At 36.5% G+C, this 25,294-nt stretch carries 25 protein-coding genes and 1 tRNA gene; 12 read left to right on the plus strand and 14 right to left on the minus strand.

The genetic code is table 11. The features are described from left to right. Window positions 1-2 precede the first annotated feature (2 nt). Window positions 3-908 carry a DUF6607 family protein gene (locus tag VCM44_RS13975; RefSeq protein ID WP_334679168.1) on the minus strand — a complete coding sequence of 302 codons (906 nt, stop codon included), beginning with the start codon at window positions 906-908 and terminating at the stop codon, window positions 3-5. A 187-nt stretch (window positions 909-1,095) separates the two neighbouring features. Between VCM44_RS13975 and VCM44_RS13980 the strand changes: the two genes are divergently transcribed. Beyond that, on the plus strand, window positions 1,096-3,312 hold the full coding sequence (locus VCM44_RS13980) for an NADP-dependent isocitrate dehydrogenase (protein WP_114706471.1): 2,217 nt from the start codon (window positions 1,096-1,098) through the stop codon (window positions 3,310-3,312). A 38-nt stretch (window positions 3,313-3,350) separates the two neighbouring features. Here VCM44_RS13980 and VCM44_RS13985 read toward each other — a convergent pair whose 3' ends face one another. The 7 genes from VCM44_RS13985 to VCM44_RS14015 all read right to left on the minus strand — a co-directional run bounded on the left by VCM44_RS13985 (window position 3,351) and on the right by VCM44_RS14015 (window position 9,965). Continuing rightward, window positions 3,351-4,118: an STAS/SEC14 domain-containing protein gene (locus VCM44_RS13985; RefSeq protein WP_114706470.1), complete on the minus strand. Its 768-nt coding sequence runs from the start codon at window positions 4,116-4,118 to the stop codon at window positions 3,351-3,353. Between the two features lie 83 nt (window positions 4,119-4,201). Continuing rightward, window positions 4,202-5,395, minus strand: a complete 1,194-nt coding sequence (locus tag VCM44_RS13990) for a lytic murein transglycosylase (protein ID WP_334679169.1) — start codon at window positions 5,393-5,395, stop codon at window positions 4,202-4,204. A 240-nt stretch (window positions 5,396-5,635) separates the two neighbouring features. Further along, window positions 5,636-5,712, minus strand: a tRNA-Arg gene (locus tag VCM44_RS13995). Between the two features lie 72 nt (window positions 5,713-5,784). Then, the gene (locus VCM44_RS14000; protein WP_334679170.1) at window positions 5,785-8,439 is read right to left on the minus strand and encodes a hypothetical protein; all 2,655 of its coding nucleotides are present in this window, start codon (window positions 8,437-8,439) and stop codon (window positions 5,785-5,787) included. Window positions 8,440-8,643: 204 nt separating this feature from the next. Further along, complete coding sequence (locus VCM44_RS14005) at window positions 8,644-9,021, minus strand: DUF2237 family protein (RefSeq protein ID WP_114706467.1); 378 nt, start codon at window positions 9,019-9,021, stop codon at window positions 8,644-8,646. 18 nt (window positions 9,022-9,039) lie between these two features. Further along, window positions 9,040-9,384: a hypothetical protein gene (locus VCM44_RS14010; RefSeq protein WP_334679171.1), complete on the minus strand. Its 345-nt coding sequence runs from the start codon at window positions 9,382-9,384 to the stop codon at window positions 9,040-9,042. Beyond that, window positions 9,381-9,965, minus strand: a complete 585-nt coding sequence (locus VCM44_RS14015) for an RNA polymerase sigma factor (RefSeq protein ID WP_162929559.1) — start codon at window positions 9,963-9,965, stop codon at window positions 9,381-9,383. The genes VCM44_RS14010 and VCM44_RS14015 overlap by 4 nt, the downstream gene beginning before the upstream one ends. Before the next feature lie 140 nt (window positions 9,966-10,105). Between VCM44_RS14015 and VCM44_RS14020 the strand changes: the two genes are divergently transcribed. Next, window positions 10,106-10,642, plus strand: a complete 537-nt coding sequence (locus tag VCM44_RS14020) for a hypothetical protein (RefSeq protein ID WP_334679172.1) — start codon at window positions 10,106-10,108, stop codon at window positions 10,640-10,642. A gap of 25 nt (window positions 10,643-10,667) precedes the next feature. Here the strand turns inward: VCM44_RS14020 and lipB are convergent, their stop codons facing one another. The 4 genes from lipB to VCM44_RS14040 form a co-directional block, all read right to left on the minus strand. Continuing rightward, on the minus strand, window positions 10,668-11,396 hold the full coding sequence (lipB, locus tag VCM44_RS14025) for a lipoyl(octanoyl) transferase LipB (protein WP_334679173.1): 729 nt from the start codon (window positions 11,394-11,396) through the stop codon (window positions 10,668-10,670). Further along, window positions 11,386-12,384 (minus strand): lipoyl synthase, encoded by a 999-nt coding sequence (lipA, locus tag VCM44_RS14030; protein ID WP_114706462.1) that lies wholly within the window; start codon window positions 12,382-12,384, stop codon window positions 11,386-11,388. The genes lipB and lipA overlap by 11 nt, the downstream gene beginning before the upstream one ends. Window positions 12,385-12,479: 95 nt before the next feature. Beyond that, window positions 12,480-14,771: an efflux RND transporter permease subunit gene (locus VCM44_RS14035; RefSeq protein ID WP_334679174.1), complete on the minus strand. Its 2,292-nt coding sequence runs from the start codon at window positions 14,769-14,771 to the stop codon at window positions 12,480-12,482. A 183-nt stretch (window positions 14,772-14,954) separates the two neighbouring features. Next, window positions 14,955-15,512, minus strand: a complete 558-nt coding sequence (locus tag VCM44_RS14040; RefSeq protein ID WP_114706460.1) for a pentapeptide repeat-containing protein — start codon at window positions 15,510-15,512, stop codon at window positions 14,955-14,957. Between the two features lie 100 nt (window positions 15,513-15,612). Here VCM44_RS14040 and VCM44_RS14045 point away from each other — a divergent pair, with 100 nt between their 5' ends. Genes VCM44_RS14045 through VCM44_RS14060 form a run of 4 tightly spaced genes read left to right on the plus strand, consistent with a single transcriptional unit; the run spans window position 15,613 to window position 19,578 of the window. Then, on the plus strand, window positions 15,613-16,518 hold the full coding sequence (locus VCM44_RS14045) for a LysR family transcriptional regulator (RefSeq protein ID WP_334679175.1): 906 nt from the start codon (window positions 15,613-15,615) through the stop codon (window positions 16,516-16,518). Between the two features lie 42 nt (window positions 16,519-16,560). Beyond that, a complete protein-coding gene (locus VCM44_RS14050; RefSeq protein ID WP_120404519.1) occupies window positions 16,561-18,456 on the plus strand; it encodes a hypothetical protein in 1,896 nt (631 codons plus the stop codon). Window positions 18,457-18,460: 4 nt separating this feature from the next. Next, window positions 18,461-19,066, plus strand: coding sequence for a pyridoxamine 5'-phosphate oxidase (gene pdxH, locus VCM44_RS14055; RefSeq protein WP_114706457.1), 606 nt, complete (start codon window positions 18,461-18,463; stop codon window positions 19,064-19,066). Next, window positions 19,039-19,578, plus strand: coding sequence for a hypothetical protein (locus VCM44_RS14060; RefSeq protein WP_114706456.1), 540 nt, complete (start codon window positions 19,039-19,041; stop codon window positions 19,576-19,578). Before pdxH ends, VCM44_RS14060 begins: the two co-directional genes overlap by 28 nt. A 1-nt stretch (window position 19,579) precedes the next feature. Here the strand turns inward: VCM44_RS14060 and VCM44_RS14065 are convergent, their stop codons facing one another. Then, entirely contained in the window at window positions 19,580-19,942 is a 363-nt protein-coding gene (locus tag VCM44_RS14065; RefSeq protein WP_114706455.1) for a hypothetical protein, read from the minus strand. Between the two features lie 107 nt (window positions 19,943-20,049). On the opposite strand from VCM44_RS14065, the gene VCM44_RS14070 reads away from it, so the two are divergent. Then, on the plus strand, window positions 20,050-20,286 hold the full coding sequence (locus tag VCM44_RS14070) for a hypothetical protein (RefSeq protein ID WP_114706454.1): 237 nt from the start codon (window positions 20,050-20,052) through the stop codon (window positions 20,284-20,286). Between the two features lie 52 nt (window positions 20,287-20,338). On the opposite strand, the gene VCM44_RS14075 is transcribed toward VCM44_RS14070, so the two are convergent. After that, window positions 20,339-20,917 carry a superoxide dismutase gene (locus tag VCM44_RS14075; RefSeq protein WP_114706453.1) on the minus strand — a complete coding sequence of 193 codons (579 nt, stop codon included), beginning with the start codon at window positions 20,915-20,917 and terminating at the stop codon, window positions 20,339-20,341. Between the two features lie 207 nt (window positions 20,918-21,124). On the opposite strand from VCM44_RS14075, the gene VCM44_RS14080 reads away from it, so the two are divergent. The 5 genes from VCM44_RS14080 to VCM44_RS14100 all read left to right on the plus strand — a co-directional run bounded on the left by VCM44_RS14080 (window position 21,125) and on the right by VCM44_RS14100 (window position 25,022). After that, entirely contained in the window at window positions 21,125-22,045 is a 921-nt protein-coding gene (locus VCM44_RS14080) for a hypothetical protein (RefSeq protein ID WP_133296908.1), read from the plus strand. Between the two features lie 172 nt (window positions 22,046-22,217). Continuing rightward, a complete protein-coding gene (locus tag VCM44_RS14085; RefSeq protein ID WP_114706451.1) occupies window positions 22,218-22,700 on the plus strand; it encodes an NADH-quinone oxidoreductase subunit B in 483 nt (160 codons plus the stop codon). Further along, a complete protein-coding gene (locus VCM44_RS14090) occupies window positions 22,693-23,331 on the plus strand; it encodes an NADH-quinone oxidoreductase subunit C (RefSeq protein WP_334679176.1) in 639 nt (212 codons plus the stop codon). The genes VCM44_RS14085 and VCM44_RS14090 overlap by 8 nt, the downstream gene beginning before the upstream one ends. 18 nt (window positions 23,332-23,349) lie before the next feature. Then, a complete protein-coding gene (locus tag VCM44_RS14095) occupies window positions 23,350-24,507 on the plus strand; it encodes an NADH-quinone oxidoreductase subunit D (protein ID WP_120404524.1) in 1,158 nt (385 codons plus the stop codon). Beyond that, the gene (locus tag VCM44_RS14100) at window positions 24,504-25,022 is read left to right on the plus strand and encodes a 4Fe-4S binding protein (RefSeq protein ID WP_114706448.1); all 519 of its coding nucleotides are present in this window, start codon (window positions 24,504-24,506) and stop codon (window positions 25,020-25,022) included. The genes VCM44_RS14095 and VCM44_RS14100 overlap by 4 nt, the downstream gene beginning before the upstream one ends. Window positions 25,023-25,294: the final 272 nt, after the last annotated feature.

Raw genomic sequence — 25,294 nt, forward strand, 5'->3', positions numbered from 1 at the left:
AATTATTCTACGATATGAGACTCAATTAAGTCCTTGATTTCTTGAGTCGCAAGTTCTGAATTATAACCAGGCATTGTAGAGAACTTATCATCAAGGGCGAAAAGTCTTGACCACATTGGTGCCCCTGTTTTTTTGAAGTCAAAACGAATTGATGGGCGAGAGTAAAGTGTAGCATCCCATACTTTGACTACGTCACGCCAAAATAGTTTATGCTCTTTCCACCAATCACGTGCTGGCTGACATCTCTTATCATCAACTTTTACATAAGTATTGTAGCTCTTTTCCATAGCAAGTTTCAGTTCCATTCCATTTTCAAGCATATTAACTTTTACATTATCTTGATCATGAACGTGCCCGTATGAAGTTTGCTCGTGACGATTTGTTCTCCTAAGTACATTGTAATCTGAACGAATAGAGAATTCTCTTCTTGGTAGAGGTGCGTTGGCCGTACATTCCCAAAATGATTTCTTATCAGTATGAACCCAAGGTGCAGAGCACTCATATCTTGGAGAGTCATCCACTTGATATACTCTTTGTACCCAATTACCTTGTGGGTTCTTTACTGTACGGTTATTCCAGTTTGAAAAGCCTCTATAATCTAGTGCATTTGAAGCTTCCCAATCCCATTGCTGTCGCCAATGCTTTACAATAGCGTGTGGAGTAACAAGAATGTGTTGAATATTAACTGAGTCTTTATCTTCAGAATCAACAAAGATCCACTCAAGAGCTCCAGAAGCGTAGCGGTCATAAAAGTCATAGCCGCTGTTGTAAGCAAAAGTCTCGGCCGACTGAAACTTAATCTCGTAACACCCTGTCATTTTCTTAATTTCTTGGATGTCTTTATTTTTATCGATAGTAATTCCTGCAAATGCTGGAAGTGCAAGTGCGAGAAGTAAAAATACTTTCATTATTTATCTCCCTTAGTAATTTTCATTAGGTTGATTGTTAGAAATAATGTTTGAAGTGTCAAACTAAAATAAAGTAAACAAGTCTAGTTTTATGGGTGTGACGCATAGATCGTGGACGAAGTAGCTGGTTTTATTATAGGATAAGGCGTTTTATAATCACTTCATAACAAATAACACGGGATGTAAAATGTCACAAATTATTTACACTATTACTGATGAAGCGCCAGCTCTTGCTACGCAGTCACTTCTTCCAATTGTAAAAGCTTTTACAAAGCATGCAGGTATCGATGTTACGACTCGTGATATCTCTCTTGCTGGAAGAATCTTAGCTCATTTTCCAGAGTTTTTAACAGATGAGCAAAAGCAATCAGATGACCTTGCTTACTTAGGTGAGTTAGCAAAGAAGGCCGAAGCTAATATTATTAAGCTTCCAAATATCTCAGCATCTATTCCACAATTATCTGCTGCAATTAAAGAGCTTCAAGATCACGGTTTTAAAGTTCCTAATTACCCAGATTCACCTTCAACTGATGAAGAAAAAGATATTCAAGCTCGTTATGCAAAAGTTCTTGGTTCTGCCGTTAACCCTGTTTTACGTGAAGGAAATTCTGATCGTCGTGTTGCTGGTCCTGTAAAGGAATATGCAAAAGCTAATCCACATAGAATGGGTGAGTGGAAGAGTGATTCAAAGTCACATGTTGCACACATGGAAGCAAATGACTTTTATGGTTCTGAAAAATCAGCAATTATGCCAAATGCTACTGATGTAAAAATCACACTTAAGCAAAATGATGGTTCAGAGGTTGTTTTAAAAGAAAAAGTTTCACTTCTTAAAGATGAAATCATTGATGCAGGTGTAATGAGTGCAAAAGCACTTAGAGAATACTTTGCAAAGAATATTCAAGATGCAAAAGAGAAAGACATTCTTTTCTCTGTTCACTTAAAAGCAACAATGATGAAAGTTAGTGATCCAATTATGTTTGGTCACTGTGTAGAAGTATATTTCAAAGATGTTTTCGAAAAATATGCAGCTGAGTTTAAAGAACTTGGTGTTAATTCGGCAAACGGACTAGGTTCAGTTTATGCAAAACTTGCTGGCCTTCCAGCTGAAAAGAAAGCAGAGATCGAAGGTGCATTAGACGCAGCCATTGCAAATGGACCTCGTCTAGCTATGGTTGACTCAGATAAAGGTATCACAAACCTTCACGTACCATCTGATGTTATTATCGATGCATCTATGCCTGCAGCAATTAGAACTTCAGGACAAATGTGGAATAAAGATAATAAAACTGAAGATACTAAATTCTGTATCCCAGATAGAAGTTATGCTCAGATGTACCAAGAAGTTATTACTTTCTGTAAAGAAAATGGTGCCTTTGATCCAAAGACAATGGGAACAGTTCCTAACGTTGGTCTTATGGCAAAGAAAGCTGAAGAATATGGATCACATGATAAAACTTTCAAAATCCCTGCAGCAGGAGAAGTCGTTGTTACTGACTCTGAAGGGAACACTATCTTTACTCACACAGTAGAAGAAGGTGATATTTGGAGAATGTGTCAAACTAAAGACGTTGCAGTTCGTGACTGGGTTAAGCTTGGTGTTACACGTGCTCGTCTAACAAATACTCCGGCCGTATTCTGGCTTGATGAAAACCGTGGCCATGATGCTAACTTAATCAAGAAAGTTAATGAGTACTTAAAAGATCACGATACAGATGGGCTTGAAATTAAGATTCTTGATCCAGTTAAAGCAATTCGTTACTCAATGGAGAGAATCATTAAGGGTGAAGATACAATTTCTGTAACAGGTAACGTATTACGTGATTACCTAACAGATCTTTTCCCAATTTTAGAGCTTGGAACTTCTGCAAAGATGCTTTCAATTGTTCCTCTTCTTGCTGGTGGTGGATTATTTGAAACTGGTGCTGGTGGATCAGCTCCAAAGCATGTTCAACAATTCACAGCTGAAAATCACCTAAGATGGGACTCTCTAGGGGAGTTCTTAGCACTTGGTGTTTCTCTTGAAGATCTTGCAATTAAAACTGGTAACTCAAAAGCTAAGGTTCTTGCTAAAACTCTTGATGAAGCAAATAGTGCATTCCTTAAGAATGATAAGTCTCCATCAAGAAAAGTTGGTGAACTAGATAACCGTGGCTCTCATTACTATCTAGCTCAGTACTGGGCAAAGGCACTTGCTGATCAAAATGACGATGCTGAGCTTAAAGAGATCTTTACTCCAGTTGCTTCAAACCTAGTTGAAAATGAAGCTAAGATCGTTGAAGAATTAAATAGTGCACAAGGTGTTGCCGTTGATATGGGTGGATACTATCATCCTAATTTTGAACTTGTTGCAAAAGCAATGAGACCATCTCAAACACTTAACTCTGTGATTGATTCACTTTAAAAAAATAAAAAGGCCCTCTTAATGAAGAGGGCCTTCTTTTATACGGCACGCATCTGATCTAGTGTCTCCACATTTCGAAGCCAATTCCTTGCCTCGTCGATGGCACCATACTTGAAAATTTGAGCATCGATATCTTCAAGATGTTTAATAACTGTCGGTAATGCTTTTTGAATAAAACGATTATCAGTACATATCGCAACTTTTTCAAAGTGGTATCGATTATCTTTTAAAAATTCAAAATGCCTTAACATACTTCTTAAATCCTCCCATCCTGGGAAGTTTTGAGTGTTAAGGATTACTCCCGAAATAATATCTGTCTCTTTATAAACTTGGTTTAATAGTGTTTGCAAAGTCTCAAAATCTGATATGTTTAATGCTTCAGTAGGAGTAACTGTTAAAATATTGTCATTTGAATCGAAGTGAAATTCAATATCTGTTTCAGGTGTTTCTCCAAGCCACATTTTGGCCTTTGATAATTCTGAAATTTTGAATGACTTAAAATCAATGGGAATAATTGGAGCAAAGAGATTTACAGCACCTGTGATAAGTGGGCTATCTGTTACTACAGCACATCTTTTCATCACATTGAAATACTTTACTCCCATTGCTGTATCTTCAAATACTGCTCCTGGAGTATATCCTTCATAGTTTTCATTTAGGTAGAAAAGCAATGAAACTTTTTCTTCCTTTTCAAGGGCCTCTTCTAGAATGGGTTCGAGAACATCAATATAATCATTCTTTGTGATCTTTCCTGAACCTTCAATTCCTACAATGCTATCAGGCAATCCTTGCATAATTTTAAGCATATAATCTCCTTTCCAATGAGTTAATTACTTAGTTAGTAAACTTCTCATCGGGAAGGAGGTTGTGTATTAAAGTTAAGAATAGTTTATTTTGAGAGAATCTCTTCGGCCAACTCTTTAGTTAGGTAGCCGTCGGGTATTTGCCCAATAGAGACTTGGTAGCGTTGAATTGCTGCTGTTGTTTGTTTTCCAGGGATTCCATCAACTGGACCTGCATCATGGCCAAGTTCATTTAACTTAGCTTGAATTTGTTTTGCCATTTCAAATGACATGAATGACTTTTCATTTAAATTAAACTTTGAAAAATAATCCGCACGATTATTAATTAAGTCAGACAAGACACCAATTCCTAGGGCGTATTTTTCAGAATTATTCCATTTAAAAATAGTGAAGAAGTTTGGATATACAATAAATGCAGGCCCTTTTGCTCCTTGAGGAAGGTAAATTGCAGTCTTTCCATCTGTGTGAGGAAGTTGAGTTCCTCCTTTTAGAGTGATATCGCGATCGATCCAATATTGAAGATCTTCTTTATACTTTAGTCCACTATGAAAGTAATCAAAGTCTTGTGGAAGCTCTATTTCATGGCCCCAGCTCTCATCTCCACGCCAACCTACTTGTGATAGGAAGTTTGCAGAAGAACCAAGGAAGTCATGACGATTTTCCCACATATTAATGTAGCCATCTTGATCATAGTCAATTGCATAGGCCAACATTGTAGATGGCATAAATTGCGTTGACCCCATTGCGCCGGCCCAAGACCCTTGCATGCGCTCAGTAGGGTAAGAGTAGATTCCTTTATCAAGCATTGTTAGTGCATTAATAAGTTCTTTCTTGAAAAATGCAGATCTTCTTCCATCATAAGTTAGTGTGGTTAATGATCGTATAATATCAAGCTTTCCAGTAATACTTGAAAAATTTGTTTCTAGTGCCCAGAATGAAAGAAGGAAGCGGCTTTGAAAGTTATAGTCTTGTCTTATTTGAGTGAAGATATCATCAAGTTGTCTTTGGTATTTTTGTCCCTTCTCAACTCGTTCACTACTAATGACGATATTTAAATAACGGCCCATACTCATGACATGCTCAGGTTGTCTGCGGTCGTATTTTATAACATCAGTATTAAATGTTACTCCGTTAAATGCTTCATCTAGTAGTGCGTACGAAAAGCCATTTTTCTCGTTTAATTCTGTCTTTAGACTTTCTAGCCAGTTGTTGAATTCAGTTGTAGTGGGTGTGGCAAATGTGCTGATTGCCAGTAGTGTTATTGCGATTAGTTTTTTCATGCAGTGACATTACACGTTAGGCAATTGTATTTGAAGACGCGTTGTGACGTAGCCTACGAAATTACGCGAAGTTAGTTGCTTACGAAGCTCTATAGTTAGAAGATGTTAGAGTTGGGATTTAGTGTAACCGAAAGCCGCGACATCGCTTCGCTCGTCTTGCCTGAATACTAGGTCGTATTCAGTAAATGACATCCATCTGTGCTTCAAAACTGCCCTTTGGGGTAATTTTGAAGCACGATGTGGCGCAGCCGGGAGGACTCGAACCCCCGACATTCAGATCCGAAGTCTGACGTTCTATCCAACTGAACTACGGCTGCATATAGTTAAATTGTAAAAGGAGAGTGAGATAAGGTAAAGAATAAAAAAGGCCAGCTAAGCTGGCCTTATCTTTATTTACATTCAGGTGTATTCGGATAATTTAATTCTTTTTCAAATGCAATAAACTTCTCTCCTGTCATATGAAGTTTTAATTTCATTCCACATTTAGTACCTCTCTCAAAAATTTCCTGGAAGACGTACTTACTTGATAATATCTTCTTTCCAACTTTTGCATAATTACTAACGAAGTCTTTATTATCTTTTTTAAAGCTTGTTTTCATTTTAGCTAGATACTTCTTGATAGAAGATAGTGCAGACCTTGCTTTTCTTGACTCATTATCAATACATTCAGTGCGGCGATCATAATTGTAATGTCTTTGTGTACATGCAGTATTGATATCGCCAACAAGATCATATTTTAGTGTGTTGTAGCTTAAGTCCGTATCCATTAAATATTTTGTAAATGCTTCAGAATACTCAAGACTTAGTTCAAGCTTTGTGTAATTAAGCTTCTCTTTCTTCTTTCCAATTTTAACATTTAGAAAGTCAGTTAGGTTAGTGAAGTCTTTAACTTTCGAAAGTGCTCTTCTTAACTTCTTATAAGTTCCATTGTTGGATTCATATAACCATACAAATGTTCCACTAGTATTATTAATGTGTTTTCCTTCTACTGTCGCTTTCGCTGTCGCACCATAAAATACTTTAAGTGAAGTTCTCTCTAATGGCCCAAAGTTTGAAGATACTCCGCTCTTATATACTCCATAATCACGATGAGTGATAACTCCGTTACTATGAATCTCAGTGTCTGATACTCCAACAAAAAGACTCTTGTTAAAGTTCCAAGAAAGAATTTGCACAAAAGGTGTCTTGAATCCAATATTAAACTCTTTTCCTTTCATTTTAAAATCAGCTGTTTCAACTTTAGTCACTCTTAGATCTGGATATGTTTCTCCCATCTCTTGAGCTTCTAAGAATTTACCTTTAAGAACATCTTCATATACCTTTGCTGTATATTCATCTGATAGATCAAAAATATATGATAGCTTTTGACCCTCTTTCTCAACTTTTGAAAGAGAAGCATTCGCATAGTAAATACCTGTTGAAAGTAGCGCAGATTTTAAGTCTGTTCTCGTTATTTCAACATAGACTCTTTTATCCTCTAGTTTTTCAATATAGTAATCATAAGTACCTTTAAAAATACCACCTAACGTAACTGGAATAGAGTTGTAGACAGCAGTGAATGAAAGGAGAACTCCTCCTTCTGCCATATAATTTACACTATCCCCATTGTTCCAAATTTCAAGTTCGCTGGCCTTAAATGGAAGTTTCCCACTAAGTGAATTTGCCTTTGCTTGTGCAAGAGTAGGGTAAGACTTCTTATAGATAACACTTGAATTTTGTAGTGCTGTTAGGCCAATAACAAAAGATGAGTTTACTAGCTCTGGATATTCTTCACCTGCGTACGGGAAATTCCAAACACCAGCAGCTCCAAGACCTAAATCATATTTTCTCTTTGTTGTTACAAGGTATCCACCAGCATTATCTGTATACTGAATTTCTGATGGAGCATCAAAGCCTTCACCTGTAGCTTCAATTCTAGAAGTTGAGTAAATATTACCAAATACAATTGGCTTTATCCCTGCAAACTCCATCTTAAGTTCATCTGTCTTCTTTGCTGTATCTTTTGGTGTTTCATCATTATCTGTATTATCTTGTGACTCATCATCTTGGTCTTCTTCTTGGCCATCGTCACCATTGTCGCCATTGTCACCGTTGTCGTCATTGTCACCGTTGTCACCATTGTCGCCGTTATCGCCGTTATCGCCGTTATCGCCGTTATCGCCATTGTCGCCGTTGTCGCCATTGTCGCCATTGTCGCCATTGTCGCCGTTATCGCCATTGTCGCCATTATCGCCATTGTCGCCGTTATCGCCATTGTCGCCATCATGGCCACCGCCATTTCCATTATCACCGCTATTGCCATTTCCTTGGTTACCCTCAGAGCCGCCATTACCGTTGCCATTATTTCCGTTACCGTGGTTTCCGTTGTCTCCATTATTTCCAGAGTCTCCGTTATCGCCACCAGCGTTTCCATTGTCACCGCTATTGCCATTTCCTTGGTTACCCTCAGAGCCGCCATTACCGTTGCCATTATTTCCGTTACCGTGGTTTCCGTTGTCTCCATTATTTCCAGAGTCACCGTTATCGCCACCAGCGTTTCCATTGTCACCGCTATTGCCATTTCCTTGGTTACCCTCAGAGCCGCCATTACCGTTGCCATTATTTCCGTTACCGTGGTTTCCGTTGTCTCCACTATTTCCAGAGTCTCCGTTGTCTCCACTATTTCCAGAGTCTCCGTTATCGCCACCAGCGTTTCCGTTATCACCGCTATTGCCATTTCCTTGGTTACCCTCAGAGCCGCCATTACCGTTGCCATTATTTCCGTTACCGTGGTTTCCGTTGTCTCCACTATTTCCAGAGTCTCCGTTATCGCCACCAGCGTTTCCGTTATCTCCGCTATTGCCGTTTCCTTGGTTGCCTTCAGAACCGCCTACGCCGTTGCCATTATTTCCATTGCCCTTGTTGCCATTATTATTCGAACTTCCAGTATTCTTACTACTTGAAGTATTTTGATTATTTGGAGATTGACTATTGTCTTTGTTCTTAGCTGCTTGGCCAGCTTGTGAAAATAAAAAAACCAAGATAATGATAAGATGCTTTCTCAACTTTTATTCCTCATAATAATTAGAAGTAAAATTTTTTAAGAATCTATATATACGAATATTTTAAAAAGTAACTTTAATTTTAACTTTTTTTTAGGGTCCGTATACTTTTGATTCAGGTATACAGCTTATAATTTTTAAATCACTCTCAAAGTATGACTAAAGTCATCTTAATGAAAAATTATCTAAGGGAATAAGATGATTATCTTATCTAAGTGAAAATTCTTTAAGTGCGCTAAGAGGGATTACCGCTAGGGTTTCCTCATGGCAAGATTCAAGAATAACAGGACAAGCTTTCCCTGCCTTGTATGCATTTAGCCAGCGGCCAGCGCAAAGACACCACTTGTCTCCTGGTTTTAATCCTGAGAATTGAAATTGAGGCATAGGGGTTGAGAGATCATTGCCGTCAGCTTTTGAAAACTCTAAAAACTCTTCTGTTACAACACAACAAACTGTATGCATTCCTCTGTCTTGCATATCTGTTCGACAAAAACCGTCTCGATAAAAACCTGTCATTGGAGTACAGCCACACATTTGTAAAGGAGTACCTAAAACATTTAAGTGGTCATTTCTTTCTTGTGTCATTTAAACTCCTATTATGGTTTAGTAATCATCATAGAAGTTAGTATATGCAAGTCCATCTATTTCATCAATATTCTCGATAATAATATCGTCGTTTTTAAAATTACTTTCAACAAAGCTTAGATAATCAGAAACTGTAGTCGTTTTATTAGATGATGGAGCTGTATAGTTAATAAAAGCTATTGTAAAAATACATAAAGAGGCGATAGTGAGAGTAATATTCTTAATTCCAAAGAAAATTCTCTTCTTGGTTCTTTTCATTTCAATATGATTATCAAACTTTTGTAAGAAATCTTGTTCCAAGTTTCTTGGAACCTGAATTTGCGTTTTCTCATTTAGAATGTCTTTTAATATGTCTTTTTTCATATCGACTCCATTCTTCCTTCAAGTACTTCCTTAAGTTTCATTTTTGCTCGGTTTATAAGATTTTTAATGGCCTGTTCCGATTTTTCCATAATCTCTGCCATCTCTTTTGTATTATAGTCATCCATCCATAAGAGGATGGCATCTCTTTGTGAATCTGGAAGAAGCTTTAATGCTTCTTTTATTGTTTCAGAGCTTGCTTCTTGTGCAAGTTTTTGAAGTGTTGAGATATCATCATTTGGTAATGAAATTAATATTTCATCATCTATACTGATCTCTTTTTTCTTCTTTTTATAGTCGTATGCTTTGTTTCTACCTATAGTCCAAAGCCATGTTGAAACTTGGTAATCACTTCGATACATCTTCCTCTTATCATAGAGGGTAAGGAAAGCTTCATGAGTGATTTCTTGGGCAACACTCTCATCAAGGACAATATAATAGATAAAGCGATAAAGCTTCTCACTTAAGCGCTCATATAGTTTTCTAAAAGCATGATGATTATTATCTTTGGTAACAAGAAGCATCAACTCTTTGTCTGAGGCCCTTGTAAGTTTTGAATTTGCACCAAATATTGTCTTCATCATACGCATATATATTATACTGTTAATTGAGTATTAAGTTTCACTAGATAAAAAATGCCTTTAATATCAGCAGTTTATGCTTGTGTGAAACTTTTTGATATCGCTTGAGTATAATAGTTAAAGACCAACCTAAGGAGTGAGTCGTGAAGAAATTTAATATTCTTATCTTAACTTTTTTATTAACTTTTTCTGCTCTTGCTGAAAGAGGTGGAGGACGCGGAAAATATCGTGACGGAGAGGGACGACGAGGTCATCGAGATCGTCATGAAAAAGTAGAGGACTTTTCAAAAGATATTGCAAAACTTTCTAAAGAAGATATTGCTAAGCTTGAAGGTGAATTTAATAAATTTCAAAAAGAACAAATGAATAAAAGATTGAAGTTAGAAAATCAAATCTTTGATTTAAGAGAAAAGTTTTTGGAACAGAACCGTAGTATGGTTCTAAAGCATATAAAAGAGATGAATGCTATAAAGTCGAAAATTAAATTTGGTAATAAAGATGCAAATAAAAGCATTCGCAAAGAATTGAAAGAGAAAAGCTCTGAGTTTAGGAAAAAAATGAAAGAACTTAGACATAAAACTCAACGAGATGAGATAAAGAAACTCAAGAAAGAATTTAAGGCACAAATGAAGGCCGAGCGCAAAAAGTTTAGAGAGAAGATTAAATCATATCGAAAATAAGAAAAGGCCTCAAATGAGGCCTTTTTTAATTAAGTAATTGTTCTTTTAAACATTTTATAAAATTTGAGCGATAATTTTCTTTATCAATGACATCTTCTGATACATTCACGAGGGTATTGTAAATATCTCCAGGCAGGCCACATGGAAAAGTTAATTGTAGTGCACGATTCATCTTCTGTGATGGATAGACGTTTAATGCCATCCCATGCATAGAAACAAAGCGCTTAAGTTGGACGCCCATTGATGCTAACTTCTTTTCTCCATGCCATAATCCAAGCAATGGCCTATCAAAGTCTAGATTAGAAATTGTTTTGTCATTATTTTCAATGGCCCTAACTGTACTTTTGAATAGGTTATTAATTAACTCAATTGTCTTTAGTTTCTGCCTACCAATATGGACGATTGGATAGACTATCACTTGACCTGGATGATGAAAGGTTAACCCGCCACCTCTTTTTATATTAACTACAGGAACATCAATTTTATTAATAATGGCCTGGTCAAAATCAACAAGTCCATGTTGCTCGATTTGATTACGTTGTAATCCTCGTCCCATCGTAAAGACTTCTGGATGGGAAGTGATGATATAGACCATTTGTTCAGGGTTATCATAAATAAACTCATTAACCTTCTCTTGAAAGGTAAGAGCTTCTTCATAGTCCCAATTATCTTTATGAAAAATATGAGTTTGGCCTTGAGTCTCAAGGTCAAATTCATTGATATTTAATTCTTTAAGCAATTCGTTAAATGTCATGGCCTTTCGCTCTTAGGTGATCAAGATAATCTGCTGCTTTATAGCTTGAACGTACTAACGGTCCTGAGGCTACGAATTCAAATCCCATTTCATAGGCGACTTTCTTATAGTGTTCAAACTCTTGTGGTTTATAGTAGCGCTCAACTTTTAGGTGTCTCATTGTAGGGCGCATGTATTGACCTAGAGTAACGATATCACATCCTACATTTTTTAGATCTTGCATCGTCTCAAGAATTTCTTCATGAGTTTCTCCTAGTCCAAGCATGATAGAAGATTTCGTTGCTATATGAGGATAGTTTTCTTTGTAATATTTTAAGCAATTAAGAGTTTGTTCATATCCCGCACGTCTGTCGCGTACATCGTGAGTAAGTCTTTTTACTGTTTCAATATTTTGAGCAATGACAAATGGATTACTCTTTGCAAGAGTGTCCATATGCTGGGACTCACCATTAAAATCAGGGATTAGCACTTCTACTAGAGTATCTGGATAGTCTTTATTAATTCGTTTAACGACATTAGCAAAATGGCCAGCACCAAAGTCTGGAAGATCATCACGGTCAACGCTTGTTACAACAAGGTATTTTAGTGACATAGTCTCAACCATTTTTGCGGCATTTTCTATTTCATTAAAATCAACGACACCTTTAGGATTTCCTGTATCAACATGACAGAACTTACATGCTCTTGTACACGTTCCTCCTAGAATCATCATTGTTGCAGTTTTTGCGGACCAACATTCCGACATATTTGGACAACTTGCTTCTTCACATACTGTGAAAAGCTTCTTTTCGCGTAATTCTTTTCTTACTTCTTTAAAGTTATCACCTGTTGGTAGACCAACTCGAAGCCACTCTGGTTTTCTTTCCAGGTTTCTGGCCTCTTTCTCTTTTCCGATATTTAAGCGGGCCTTCTTTTGTTGAATTTTCTGGCGTTGGGCCTCGTATTGATCAGTGTACTCTTGTGTGTTTTGATCTGTTTGATTCGTCATTAAAATACCTCAAAATATGTCTTAGCTTATAGCAGTTTGTAAGCTGTAAGTTAAGACATATGATGAGTTGATATGTAATTTCTATACCTTAGAGTCTATTCTCTTGAACTCTTTAGACTTAATAACGCAGCAGGTAGGACAATTAGGTCTGCAATAAGCGCTAAAGTTAGAATAATTGAACAGTAAACACCAAATTTTTGATTAGGCACAAAGTCTCCTAAGTAGAAGAGACCAAAGGCGATCGTAAGCATTAACGTTGTTAAAGTCAGTGCTTTTCCTGTTTGGTGCATTGTCGATGCTAAAGCGTCGTGCCCGCTCATACCGGCCATCATCTTTAGTTTGTAATTTGAGACAAAGTGGATAGTGTCATCCACTGCAATACCGAGACAAACAGCAAAGACGATTACGTTTCCAATATTTAATTCATCACCAACTAAGTACATAATTCCAGCAGCAACACTTAAAGGTAAGACGTTTGGAATTAATGAAAGTAGTGCAAGTGAGAGATCTTTGAAAACAAAGAGAATAATTAAGAAAATAATTGGAAGTGAAATACTCATTGATGTTAGTAGAGTGTTTACAACAAGGTCATTAACTCGATTGTAGATAGGGGATTGTCCCGCTTCGTAAATATCGATTCCAATTTCCTTTGCCTTTTCCATAATCTTATCAGTTTTTTCAATGGCAGCAGTTGAGTCATTGATATCCCACATAACGAGTACGCGAAACTTCTGATTATCAAGAGATAATTGATTCTTTAGATCAAGTCCCTGAGGAAGTCCTAGAGTGTATAAGAAGAGTTGATCCGCAATGGCCCTTCTTGTATCTGGAATTGCATAATATTCTTCATTGTCTGAGTGGAGCGTCTTATTCATTTTCTTGATGATATCAAGAATTGAGCTTACTCGAATAATCTTCTCATCCTCTAGCATCCATTGAACTAGCTCTTCAGCTTTCTTCATAAAAACTGGATTCTTTACTCCTTCAGGTTCACCTGAGTCAAAAACTAATTCGATGACACGTGATCCACCAAATTCAGATCTTGTTTTATCAAAGGCCTGTTTTACAGGAGTACCTTTATCAAAGTACTCAATAGGATCAGCATTGATATAATTTTGCATTCCTAGGTAAATGGCGCCAATTGCAATAATTGGTGTCATGATATTTATAGAGACTTTATGATCTTCTGCAAATTGGAAGATACCATCAAAGGCACTGAATTTATTCTCGTCTTCATCTTTCTTTCTTTTAAAAGAAATCTTAGTTAGTAAGGCTCCTAGGAAGAAGTAAGTAAAGAACCATGCAATCATTGTTCCAATACCAGAGAGAATACCAAGATTATAAATTGGTTTAATCTCTGTCGTTGTTAGAGAGAAGAAACCGATTGAAGTTGTTAATGTTGTAAGAAGGGTTGGAATGAAGTTCTTTTTTAAAGATGCAATTGCAGCATCGTGATTATTCATTCCTTCAAATAAAGCAAAGTGACGATAGCCAATGAGGATATGGATCGAGTCTGCAATACCAATCGCTATTAGAATGGCCGGAAGTGCAGCAATAATACTTGATAGCTCGATTCCTAAATGTCCCTCAATACCAAAAGTTGTTAAAATCGCAAGACCAACAAGTGAGAAGGGGAGAACAACGCCAAGAAAGCTTTTAAAAAACCATAGAAGAATTATCGAAAGAACCGTCACAACAATAGGGAAAACAACGGCCATATCTCGATCAGATGCTCTTTGTAGGGATTCGTTAATAAATGAAATCCCACCGAGAAAAAACTGGATATTATTATTTTCTTTTTTGTACTTCTCTAACAATTCTTCGGTATCAACAACAACTTGATCATAAGGAGGAGTCGTTTCAAATGTATCAAGAAACGCCCTTATGTAAGTGAATCGTCCAGACTTTGAAAGAGATGAATTGATAAGTTGATTATCATTAATTGCTCTTTCTTTTTTCTTTGCTAGGTTTTCAGCTGATAGTTCAACCTCTTCATCTAAAAATGGAGTGATAAAAATATCATCTTCTTCTGATTCAATTGAATTATAATTTGTTAAGCTTTCAACTCGAACAATATGCTTAATCTGCCACAGATCTCTTGTGATATCTTGAATCGTCTTAACCGTCTTTTCATCGAAAATACCATCTTCCTTATAAAGCATGATATCGATTGTATCTGAACTCCCAAATGTTCCTTCGTGGGCCTTAAGATCAACAAGGCGTTGGTCATCATCCATTAGCCAACCTTTTACTGAGTAATTGGCTTTAATTTTTACGATTCCACTTCCGGCAATAGCAAGTAATAAGAATGAAAGAAAGAGGCATGTTTTAGTATGATCAACAATATACTTAGCAACGCTTTCTGCGATGGAGTGAGCACGTTTCATTACGATTTAATCCTTTTTAAAATTACTCTATAAATATATAAAGTTCTTCTAAGATAATCTATGGAAATATTATTAAGAAATGGATGAGATAGAATATGTAGACGCTCCAGAAACTTAAGCAGTGAAATGTTTAAGCAATTTACTACTGAATGAGTAAAATCTTCTGGAGCGCGTCTTAATTGGCTATTGGATTCCAACGAAGTCCATGCCAAGTTTGTTAATTGCATTATCTTTTTGAAATGGCATTCTTGTATTGATGTTAAAAATGGCACCTTTAAGGTTACAATTAATGAAGACTGTATTTGTAAGGTCTACATTTGAGAAGTCACAACCTGCTAGGTTACAGCTTTTAAAAGTTACACCATTTAGGTTTGCCCAGCGAAAGCTTGTTGCAGCTAGTTCACATTCATCAAAAGAGCTATCTTCAAGGTTGGTACACTCAAGAGTAACGTCTTTAAGATTGATTCTTTTGAATTTATTTCTTGTTAGGTTTGACCAAGTAAAGTCAACACCTTCATAATTTGAATTATTGTGCTTTGCGTACTTCATATTACACTTTCTCAAGTCACTTTCATTAAGGTCTGAGTGTCTAATATTGATTTTATCTAGCATTGAGTTATCGAATGAACTATTCTCTAGTCTTGAAGCACTGATCAGTCGTATATTCTCCATATTTCGAAGGTTTATACGGTTTTCATTTTGCTTTTTAATAGCAGTAAACATCGTGTTTTGCGTAGTCATAAGTCTTCCTCTTTTAAAACTGTTAAGATAGTAGCGATTTTATTTAGCTATATTAAGTCAATTGTTTGTAAATTCGGAATTTCCGATTTATGTTACTTCTATGAATTGGAATCATCTCTATTGTTTTTATGAAGCTGCAAAGCATAAATCTGTAAAGAAGGCCGCATTAAAAATGGGGCTAGCTCCCTCTACAGTGAGTGAACAGGTGAAGAAGCTTGAGCAGCATTACGATGTTCAATTGTTTGAGCGTAAGGTCCGTGAGATTGTTCTAACGCAAAAAGGCGAAGACGTTTATTCCTATGCAAAGAATATCTTTGATAATGGTATGCGCCTTATTGATAGCCTAACTTTTGAAGATGATGGCGGGTATGATGTTTCTTTTTCTATAGAGTCACATTTAGAATCACAGGCCGTCTCGGCTTTCTTGGGAGATTACTTTCAATTATATCGAGACTTTGGCCATACAAAAACAAAGAGATCCAAAAATTTTTCACAGACAATGTACTTCTTAGAAAACGATACTGTTGATATTGCTATTAGTGACAATCCGATAAGTAATGACATGTATAAGAACTTCTTGGTCGCAAATAATCAGCTTCGCTTTTATATAAGTACTTCCATGGCCGCTAAGTTTAGAGATTTGCCTATGGAGCAAGTTGTTAAAAAATTGCCAGTTGGATTCTTATCATCAGATGAGTCTTTAATTCTTAATGCTACGCAATTATTAAAAGAGCAGGGAATTTATTTGAAAGAGAGCTTTTTTAGCGAGCACCTTGAATATCTTGAAACCTTGGCATTGAGAGGTGAGATCATTCTTGCTGCAATAGGTAATGAAACAATCTTTCAGAATCTATATTGCCTTGGCCCAGATAATGAGATTGCAGTTCCAACATATGCCATATTAAAACGCCATAACGAAAATCTTCTTTATGCACGTAAACTAAAGGATCTTCTACATGTTGAAAACGAGGATAATACTGCCAGAGGCCTTATAAATCTTCATTAAATTGTATTTGCCGACTAGTTCAAAAATCGTTAGCATCTAGCGATGAATAAAATCAGACCAATTCACTTTATTATTGCACTCTTATCAGTGTTTAATTTGTCTTCATTTGCCAATAGCGAAGATAATAGTTTTCTTAAAGATGGAAAACTAAAAGACATTATTATTAGAGAGGTTGCAAATTTAAACCTTTCAACTTCTGTTGATATTTTTAATTACGATAAAATTAAAGGTGTCGGACTCGGTTTAAAGTATAATTATGAAATGACTCCTTCGTATCTGAAGGGGAAGTTTGCAAGAGTAGATGAGTGGAGATTTAATCGATCTGTAAACCCTGGCTCTTATATCGATGCGATTACTCCAATAAGCCTTACATTTTCAAAAGATGATCGAGTTACTTTTATTAGACATTTTGAAAGTCAGAAAAAAGCGATACTCGCACTTCCTTATTCATTCCATAAGATTCCATTTGATGCTGAAAGTACATTAGAGCGTTTAAATGTTGGAGACTTTGTTTCCATGCCTGCGAGCATGAATTTAAATATTGGAGCTAGTTACGGTTATGATTATGCCGATATTATTGGTGCTAAAGTAAACGCAAATGTTATCACTAGTGGTAATTATATTATAAATATTTACCGTATGGATGAGTCTAAGGTAAGACTCAAAATAGTTACTCGTACATCTACAGAGGCTAGAGCTGGAGCAAAAGTTGAAAGTGATTTTTTTGTAACTTTAGTAAAAGCAGTTAAAGCTCCTGATTTTGTATCAAAACGCTTTGAGCTTGAAGTCTTTGAGTTCAATTATGGTCGAGGAATCGGTGAACAATATATTTTAGATTACGTGTTTGATTTAAGTAAACCAAAGGCACGCGAAGCTTTCGATCTAATTTTAAAGCCAAAGTTTAAGCTAAACTTTGATAAAATGTTCGGCCAGTATACGGGACGTCAATATATTGAAGAGAAGTTAATCTCAGACTTTAGCTTAGCAAATGAGTTGGCCGCTTTTAATGCTGGGGTGGAATTACTATTTCAAGGATTTAACGAATATAAGTACGAAAGAAGTGGATTGAAGTTTGGAGTATTTATTTCTGAGATCGACTACAATATGACTTATTATAAGAATAATATTTCAATTCTAAATGGAGAAGACCAAGGAGATTATTTCTTTCCTAATAAAGTCTACCGATATAGCGAAGAATTTAATATTCTAATTCATCGACGAAAAGATAAGATGGAAGAGTCCTTCTTTTCATTTATACCTAAAAATAAAGTCCTAAACTCAGCATTAGACTTTGGGACAAATTATCTTCGAAAAGATCGCTACTTCACTAAAGGAGAGTGGAAAAAAACTTATCGTAAGTTAAGAGCACTCGTTCCTTCTTTTATTTTTAGAAAAATTGACTTTGGAGAAGTACCAGGACTTAAGACGAATATTACCACAGAAGTACGCTATCGCTTGATACTTAGAAAAGAGATCTTTGATTATATTGGCGACATTACTCTTGATGATATTATTCATGAAGTTAATAAGATAAAGAAAGATCGTGGCTATCGTATTATTGGAACGAGAAAAAATGGTAAGTACTTTATAAGTCGAGTTTTCTTCTGGCAAAGGGCCCATACAAGGCATGTGGCCAAGCAAATTCTAAAAGTTCTTAAATCTCATCCAGATAATGTGTATTTAAAATTAGAAAAGGTGATCGATAACATCGACAAGAATAATTTTAGGAAGTACTTTTATCGAGTTGTGCAGAGTTTGGTACCAATTAATGACCTACCAAACTTGATGTACTTTAAACTTGATATTCTTGGAAACAGAAGTGCCCCTGTTCATTTTCAGTACGGAGAGCATGAATTCCCAAGTATTTACTATGAAATTCTCGATATCAACCGTGACTTTCACGATTCGAAGCGAGATTTTCAAATAATTATGGAGTAATAATTTGAGCGATTACAAAGACTTTATTGGAGACTTTAAAGAATCACCTGTTGAAATATTTGAAAAATGGTTCCAAGATGCACAAGATAAAGAAGAAAATGCTCCAGCATTTATCTTATCAACAGTGGATGAACACGGTGCTCCAAATGCAAGGACTCTCTTGCTAAAAGAAGTTCACAAAGGAAAGCCTCTCTTTTTTACTAATTATAATTCTGTAAAAGCAAAAGAGATAGATGGTAATAATAATGTTGCAATGACTTTTTATTGGCACCGTCTAGGTAAGCAAGTCCGTATACGTGGGAAAATTAGTAAGTGTGAAAGAGATATTTCAAGAAGCTATTTCCAATCACGAGCTAAGGAAAGCCAAGTTGCAAGTCTTACTTCAAAACAATCAGAATCTGTACCTAGTAGGAAAAATTTAGAAACTGAATACCATGAAAACCTAATACGTTATAATAATGAAAGTGTTCCTTATCCAGAGAATTGGGGAGGGTATTATGTTGAAGTTAATGAGATAACTTTTTTCATTTACGGAGAGCACAGACTTAACGATCGTTTTCAATTTGTTAAAAAAGGTAATAAGTGGGATTCTTTAAGACTTTATCCATAGTAATTGCTATTTTCATATCTATTAATGTAAAGGCCTTGGACTTCTATGTTGGAGGTGGAACTACATTTTCTGGAGTCATCTCTGAGAGCGATTATTATAATGGCGCTACTGCAATTATTCCTTCTGCAAATGTTGGAATTCGATATGACACAATTTCTCTTGAAGGATTCTTTAGGCCAGGAACTTTAAAGAATGATCATCAGGGTTATAAGATCGACCTAGAAACCTTACAATTTGGTTTTATGTTTCGTTTCACGCTCGAAGATATAGTTGATCTCAACCTTGGCTATCATTCAACAGCAGTTGAAGGAAGTTCTTCAGTATATAATGGTACAAAGTTATCAGGTCTCTTAGATCAAACGTTCTCTTCAGTGGTTTTTGGAATGGGTTTTAATTTTCCGATAACAGAAGCTCTAAGAGTGAGGACGGATTTCAATTATTATATTGGAAAAGAGATTTACTCTCTTCTCCAATTTGATATTTCTGTTACGTATAATGTAATTAGCTTTTAGATTACTCGTCACTGGCCGGTAGGCGACCATCGTATCTTTGAGTATATTTTGCAATCTCTGGTGTAATAAGACCTTTCTCATCGAGAACTTCAACAAGCTTTTCACTTCTTATTTTATAGGCCTTGTATTCAGATAATAGGACTTCTTTTTCTTGAAGTACTTTTTCATACTTCTCTTTATATGTTGCCGCTGTTCGCGTAGCAAAATCCGCTTGATCTTTTAAATTAGAAAGTTCAACAGCAGTCTTTGCTTGAGCATTAATGTGTTTATTGAAAACAGACTCATCTTTATTTTTAAAGTCCTGAGTTGCCTTAACTGTAAGTGCAATTAAAATAACTAAATTTGCTGCGATAATTCTTTTCATAATTTGCTCCAATACTTATTAAACATATCGACATTCTGAAAAAAATCATTAATATTTTTTAATTCCTTCCGAAAAAATAGGTACTTAGAGAGATAGGGGAATTATTTATGTTTTTAATTGATGTAAACTTATTTGAAGATGAGTTCTATCTATTGCCTGTTGAACAAAAGAAGGGTGATCAGTACAAGATTGAATGTCAGTCGATTGAGTCCGCTAAACACCTTCAGGAAGAGTTAGGAAAGGTAAAGCACCTTCATCCTACTAAGGATAAGACTCGATTTCAGCTTCTTCGAAAAGAGGATAATTTTGGACTAGAAGTAAAAGTTTTAAAATTTGTTGGATAATAAAAGGGCCTCTAAAATAGAGGCCCTTCTTTTTTGATTTGTTTGTCGCTAATTAAGCAAGGTTCTTGTTTACGAAGTCCCAGTTAACTAGTTTCCAGAAAGCGTCGATATATGAAGGACGAGCATTTCTGTAATCAACGTAGTAAGCATGTTCCCATACGTCGATTGTCATAAGAGCAGTGTGACCATCTGTCATTGGAGTTTGAGCATCGTCAGTGTTAACGATTTCAAGCTCTCCAGCCTTGTTCTTAACAAGCCAAGTCCAACCTGAACCAAAGTTAGTTGCTGCAGAATTAGAGAATTCTTCTTTGAACTTATCAAATGATCCCCATTTTGCATTAATAGCGTCAGCTACTGCACCAGTTGCTTCTCCACCTGCGTTTGGAGCAAGACAGTTCCAGTAAAATGTATGGTTCCATACTTGAGCAGCATTATTGAATAATCCACCCTTTGACTTCATGATGATCTCTTCAAGAGTCATGTTTTCAAATTCAGTTCCTGGAATCGCTGCGTTAAGCTTTGTTACGTATGCATTGTGATGCTTTCCGTAGTGATACTCGATTGTTTCAGCTGAAATATGAGGTGCTAAAGCATCCTTTGCCCATGGTAGTTCTGGAAGTTTATGTTCCATTGTTTTCTCCTTGATTCATAGATTCTTAATATTCTTTCTTTTTTGAACATGCTTATTCTAATGGCTTTGCCTCTTAAGTGCAAAACGCATTAAGTTAAAGGAAGTATTTTGCACTTTCGTTAAAACTGCTAATTATAACTCAAGAATTACCATCAAATGTCGATACTTAAATTAATGTCGATATTGTCTAATTCTACGATATTTATAATGATGACTTACTTGCTTTGCAGCATGGGCAATACTTTTGCACAAAGTTGGGGAGAAAGAGGCGGAACAATTTACTCTGGTACTAAGAAGTACAGTGGGAATTGGAGACGACTTGCTTCAACTGAAGAAAAGAGTATTGAGCAATTAATTAATATAATTAACACCTCTAAACTTGGTGTGAATTTAATTGATAAGGCCAGACTAAGAGCTGCTAAGGATCACAAAAGGCTTGAAGAGGTTATTGAAAGTGGTGAAGTCTCTGTTACAGATACGACACTTGTAAGAAAGTTCAGTCCAAATTCTCCAGAAAGTGTACGCTTTGAAACTCGCTCAAAAGTTTATATCGATAAGTCACATAATACAAAGAACGCTGTTTTAGATTTAATTCACGAACTTACACACTATATTTATAAGAAGCCTTTTAATCCTTATGTTGGAGAGTTTTCTCTATCTTCTTTTCTTGAAGATACTATTCAAGGTATAGGAGGGGAAGTTGATGCATTTATCGTTGAATGTAAGGTGGGACGTGATATTTACGGACTAAAGTCCATATCTGCACAATGTCTTAATATCTTAGATGGGGAAGAGTTCTCAAGAAATCTCGCTATAAAGGAATTTTATAAACTAGGTGAACACTATGATAAGTTTAAAAAGTCTGCTGATGAGCACGGAATTAAACAAGAAGTGATTACACATATTTCACCTGAACAGTCGAGCTTGATCTCATCTGCCTGGTCCAGCCCGTATCCGGTGGCCATCGTAGAAGAGTTTCAAGAAATCATGACAAAGGTCTGTCACAATGACCTTAAACGAATGACCTATCTTTCGGAGTCAAAAACTCGTTCAATTGCTAGTGCTAATGAGAAGGTTACAAAGGCACGTGCCAACTTTAATGCTCGATGTCGAGCATATTTAGATTGAATTTTATTTAGTCCATTGATTTGTTTGATATATAGCTGTTTAGGGATTGTCCCTATGCGCTATCAAAAAACATGCGTTTTTTGTGTGCCTTTAATTGACTAGAAACCTAAGCATTGGTAATTTATAAGCTAAGAATTTCATAATTTTACATATCTAAAAAGGATTGCTGACAATGCAAGATAGTGTTGTTTTATTAAAACTCGATGACTTCCTTAACTGGGGAAGAAAGAATTCTCTATGGCCAATGACATTTGGTCTAGCTTGTTGTGCTATTGAAATGATGGCAACTGGTGGTGCTAAGTATGACTTAGAACGCTTTGGTTGTGGTGCTTTCATGGCGACTCCAAGACGTGCGGACTTAATGATTGTTGCAGGGACAGTAACACTTAAGATGGCACCAAGAATTAAGACTCTTTATGAACAAATGGCCGAGCCGAAATATGTTATTTCAATGGGCTCATGTGCCAACAAAGGTGGCCCTTACTGGCAACATGGTTATCACGTCCTTAAGGGTGTTGATGAAATCATTCCAGTAGACGTTTACGTTCCAGGTTGCCCACCTAGACCAGAAGCTCTTATTGAGGGTCTTATGACACTTCAAAAGAAAGTAGCAAATGAGAGACTTCTTAAAGATAAGTGGGTGAAGCATGCTTAATGAATTAGTAAGTTTTATTAATGATAAAGTTAGTGGCGCAAACGCATCTTTAATTGAAAATGAAGCAGGTGATAAGCCAATCTTAGTTGATGCTTCTAAAATCAAAGACGTTTGTTTTGTTCTTAGAGATAGCTCTGAATATCAATTCAATGTTCTTCAAGTTGTTTCAGGCGTTGACTACGATAATGAAATTGAAGTTAATTATATGCTAGCTTCATTTATTACTAACTCTGATGACGTCATCATTAAAGTTAAGCTTCCAAAAGCTAACAAGGATGATGTTCCTAAGGTTGATTCAGTATGTGACGTTTGGAAGTCTGCAAACTTTCTTGAAAGAGAAGTGTATGACATGAACGGTGTTGAATTTGTTGGACACCCTGACTTAAGAAGAATCCTATGCCCTGAAGACTGGGAAGGCTTTCCACTTCGTAAAGATTATGAAGTTCAAAAAGCTTGGCATGGTCTTGAGATTAATCCTGAACATAAAATCAATAATGCTGATCATGAATTCTTCGCTAAAGCGAGAGTTGATGCTGCTGAACCAAAGAAAGTATCTGGTTCATGGGATGGAAAGATTTCTGCTGATTTAGAGGCTGCTCTAAATAAGAAAATGGATGAAGCAAATAATTAATTTTTAAGGATATTTTTAATGGAAGATACATTAAATAAAACACAAGATGTTAAACAGCAAGAGGCTCTTCATACAGATCTTCTAACTGTTAACATGGGTCCTCAACACCCGGCGACTCACGGGGTTTTACGTGTTGAGATTAAAACAGACTCAGAAATTGTTGTTCAAGCAACTCCATACCTTGGTTACTTACACCGTTGTATGGAAAAGCACAGCGAGAACTTAGACTACCGCGGAATTATTCCTTTCACTGACCGTATGGATTACTTAGGTGCTATGGGAATGGAGTGGGGATACGTTCACGGTGTTGAGAAAATGCTTGGGACAGAAATTCCAGAAAGAGCTGAATACATCAGAATTATCGTAGCAGAGCTACAAAGAATTGCATCACACTTAATGTACTTTGGTACTTATGCAATCGACCTTGGTGCTTTCACTCCTTTCTTATATGCATTCCAAGATAGAGAAGAAATCCTAAGACTCTTTGAAGAGCTTTCTGGTGCCCGTCTTCTTTATAATTATATTTGGGTAGGTGGTGTATGGAACGACATCACTGATGATCAACTTCGTCGTATCGATACTTTCTGTACTAAGATGGAAGAGAATGTGAAAAAGTACCACGATCTTGTTGGTATGAATGCTATCTTCCGTGACAGAACTGCAAATGTTGGTGTTGTAACTCCAGAAATGGCTTACCAATACGGAGCAACAGGTGCTGTTCTTCGTGGTTCAGGTGTTGAGTGGGATCTTCGTAAGAAGAAGCCATACGGTTACTACGAGAAATTTGATTTTGATGTAGTTACAGGTAAAGGTGAAATGGGAACTGTTGGTGACTGTTGGGACCGTTATTATGTACGTGTTTTCGAAATCTTTGAATCAATTAAGATTCTACGCCAAGCACTTGATGGAATTGAGGAAGGTCCAATTATGGGGAAAGTTCCAAAGATCATCAAGTTACCTAAAGGTGAAATCTATACAAAAACAGAGTGTCCACGTGGAGAGCTTGGTTATCACATCGTTTCAGATGGTGGTAAAACTCCTTACAGAGTTAAAGTTAAGTCTTCATGTTTTACACACACTTCAATGCTTCCTGAACTTGGAAAAGGTCAGATGATTGCGGACTTCGTTGCTACAATCGGAAGTATTGATATTGTACTAGGAGAGGTTGACCGATGAGTACACAAGCAACTTACCAAGCAGGTGAGCAATTAACATTAGGAAAATGGTTTAAGAATATTTGGACAGCAGTTAGAACTGTAACAAAAGGTCTAGGTATTACTTTTAAATATGTATACGGTGTAAAGCCTGTAACAATTGAGTATCCAGAAGTAAGAGAAGAGCTTCCTAAAAACTCTCGCTCTCGTCTTTTCAACGATGTTGAAAACTGTATTTCTTGTTACCAGTGTGCAACGGCTTGTCCAGTTGACTGTATTTACATTACAGCAACTAGAAGAGAAAAAGATGCACCAACGATTAAAGCGAAAAATGGTACTCCTATTAAGCTTGATCTTATGCAATTCACAATTGATACAGCGCTTTGCTGTTACTGTGGTCTTTGTACAACTGTTTGTCCAACAGAGTGTCTAACTCACACGACAGACTATGAATTCTCTCAATATACTCTTGATGAGATGAAGTACGACTACCTAGCGCCAGATATTAGAAAATGGCGTGAACGTATTGTAGGTTAAGCACCCGCAAAATTGACTGGCCAAAGCCAGTCTATTGTTTGCGGTGCTAGCTCCCCAACACTTTAGCTAGAAAATTTTATTCAACAAGCCGGGTTCAAGCCCGGCTTTGTTGTTTCAGGAGCAATGGGAAAGTAATCGCAAAGAAAAAGCGACACTTTCACGAAGTGAAAGTTAGCAACCCAGCCCAGCCCAGCCCAGCCCAGCCCAGCCCAGCCCAGCCCAGCCCAGCCCAGCCCAGCCCAGCCCAGCCCAGCCCAGCCCAGCCCAGCCCA

The organism is Halobacteriovorax sp. DPLXC-1 (assembly GCF_036903125.1).
In the GTDB taxonomy this organism is placed as follows: Bacteria; Bdellovibrionota; Bacteriovoracia; order Bacteriovoracales; family Bacteriovoracaceae; genus Halobacteriovorax_A; species Halobacteriovorax_A vibrionivorans.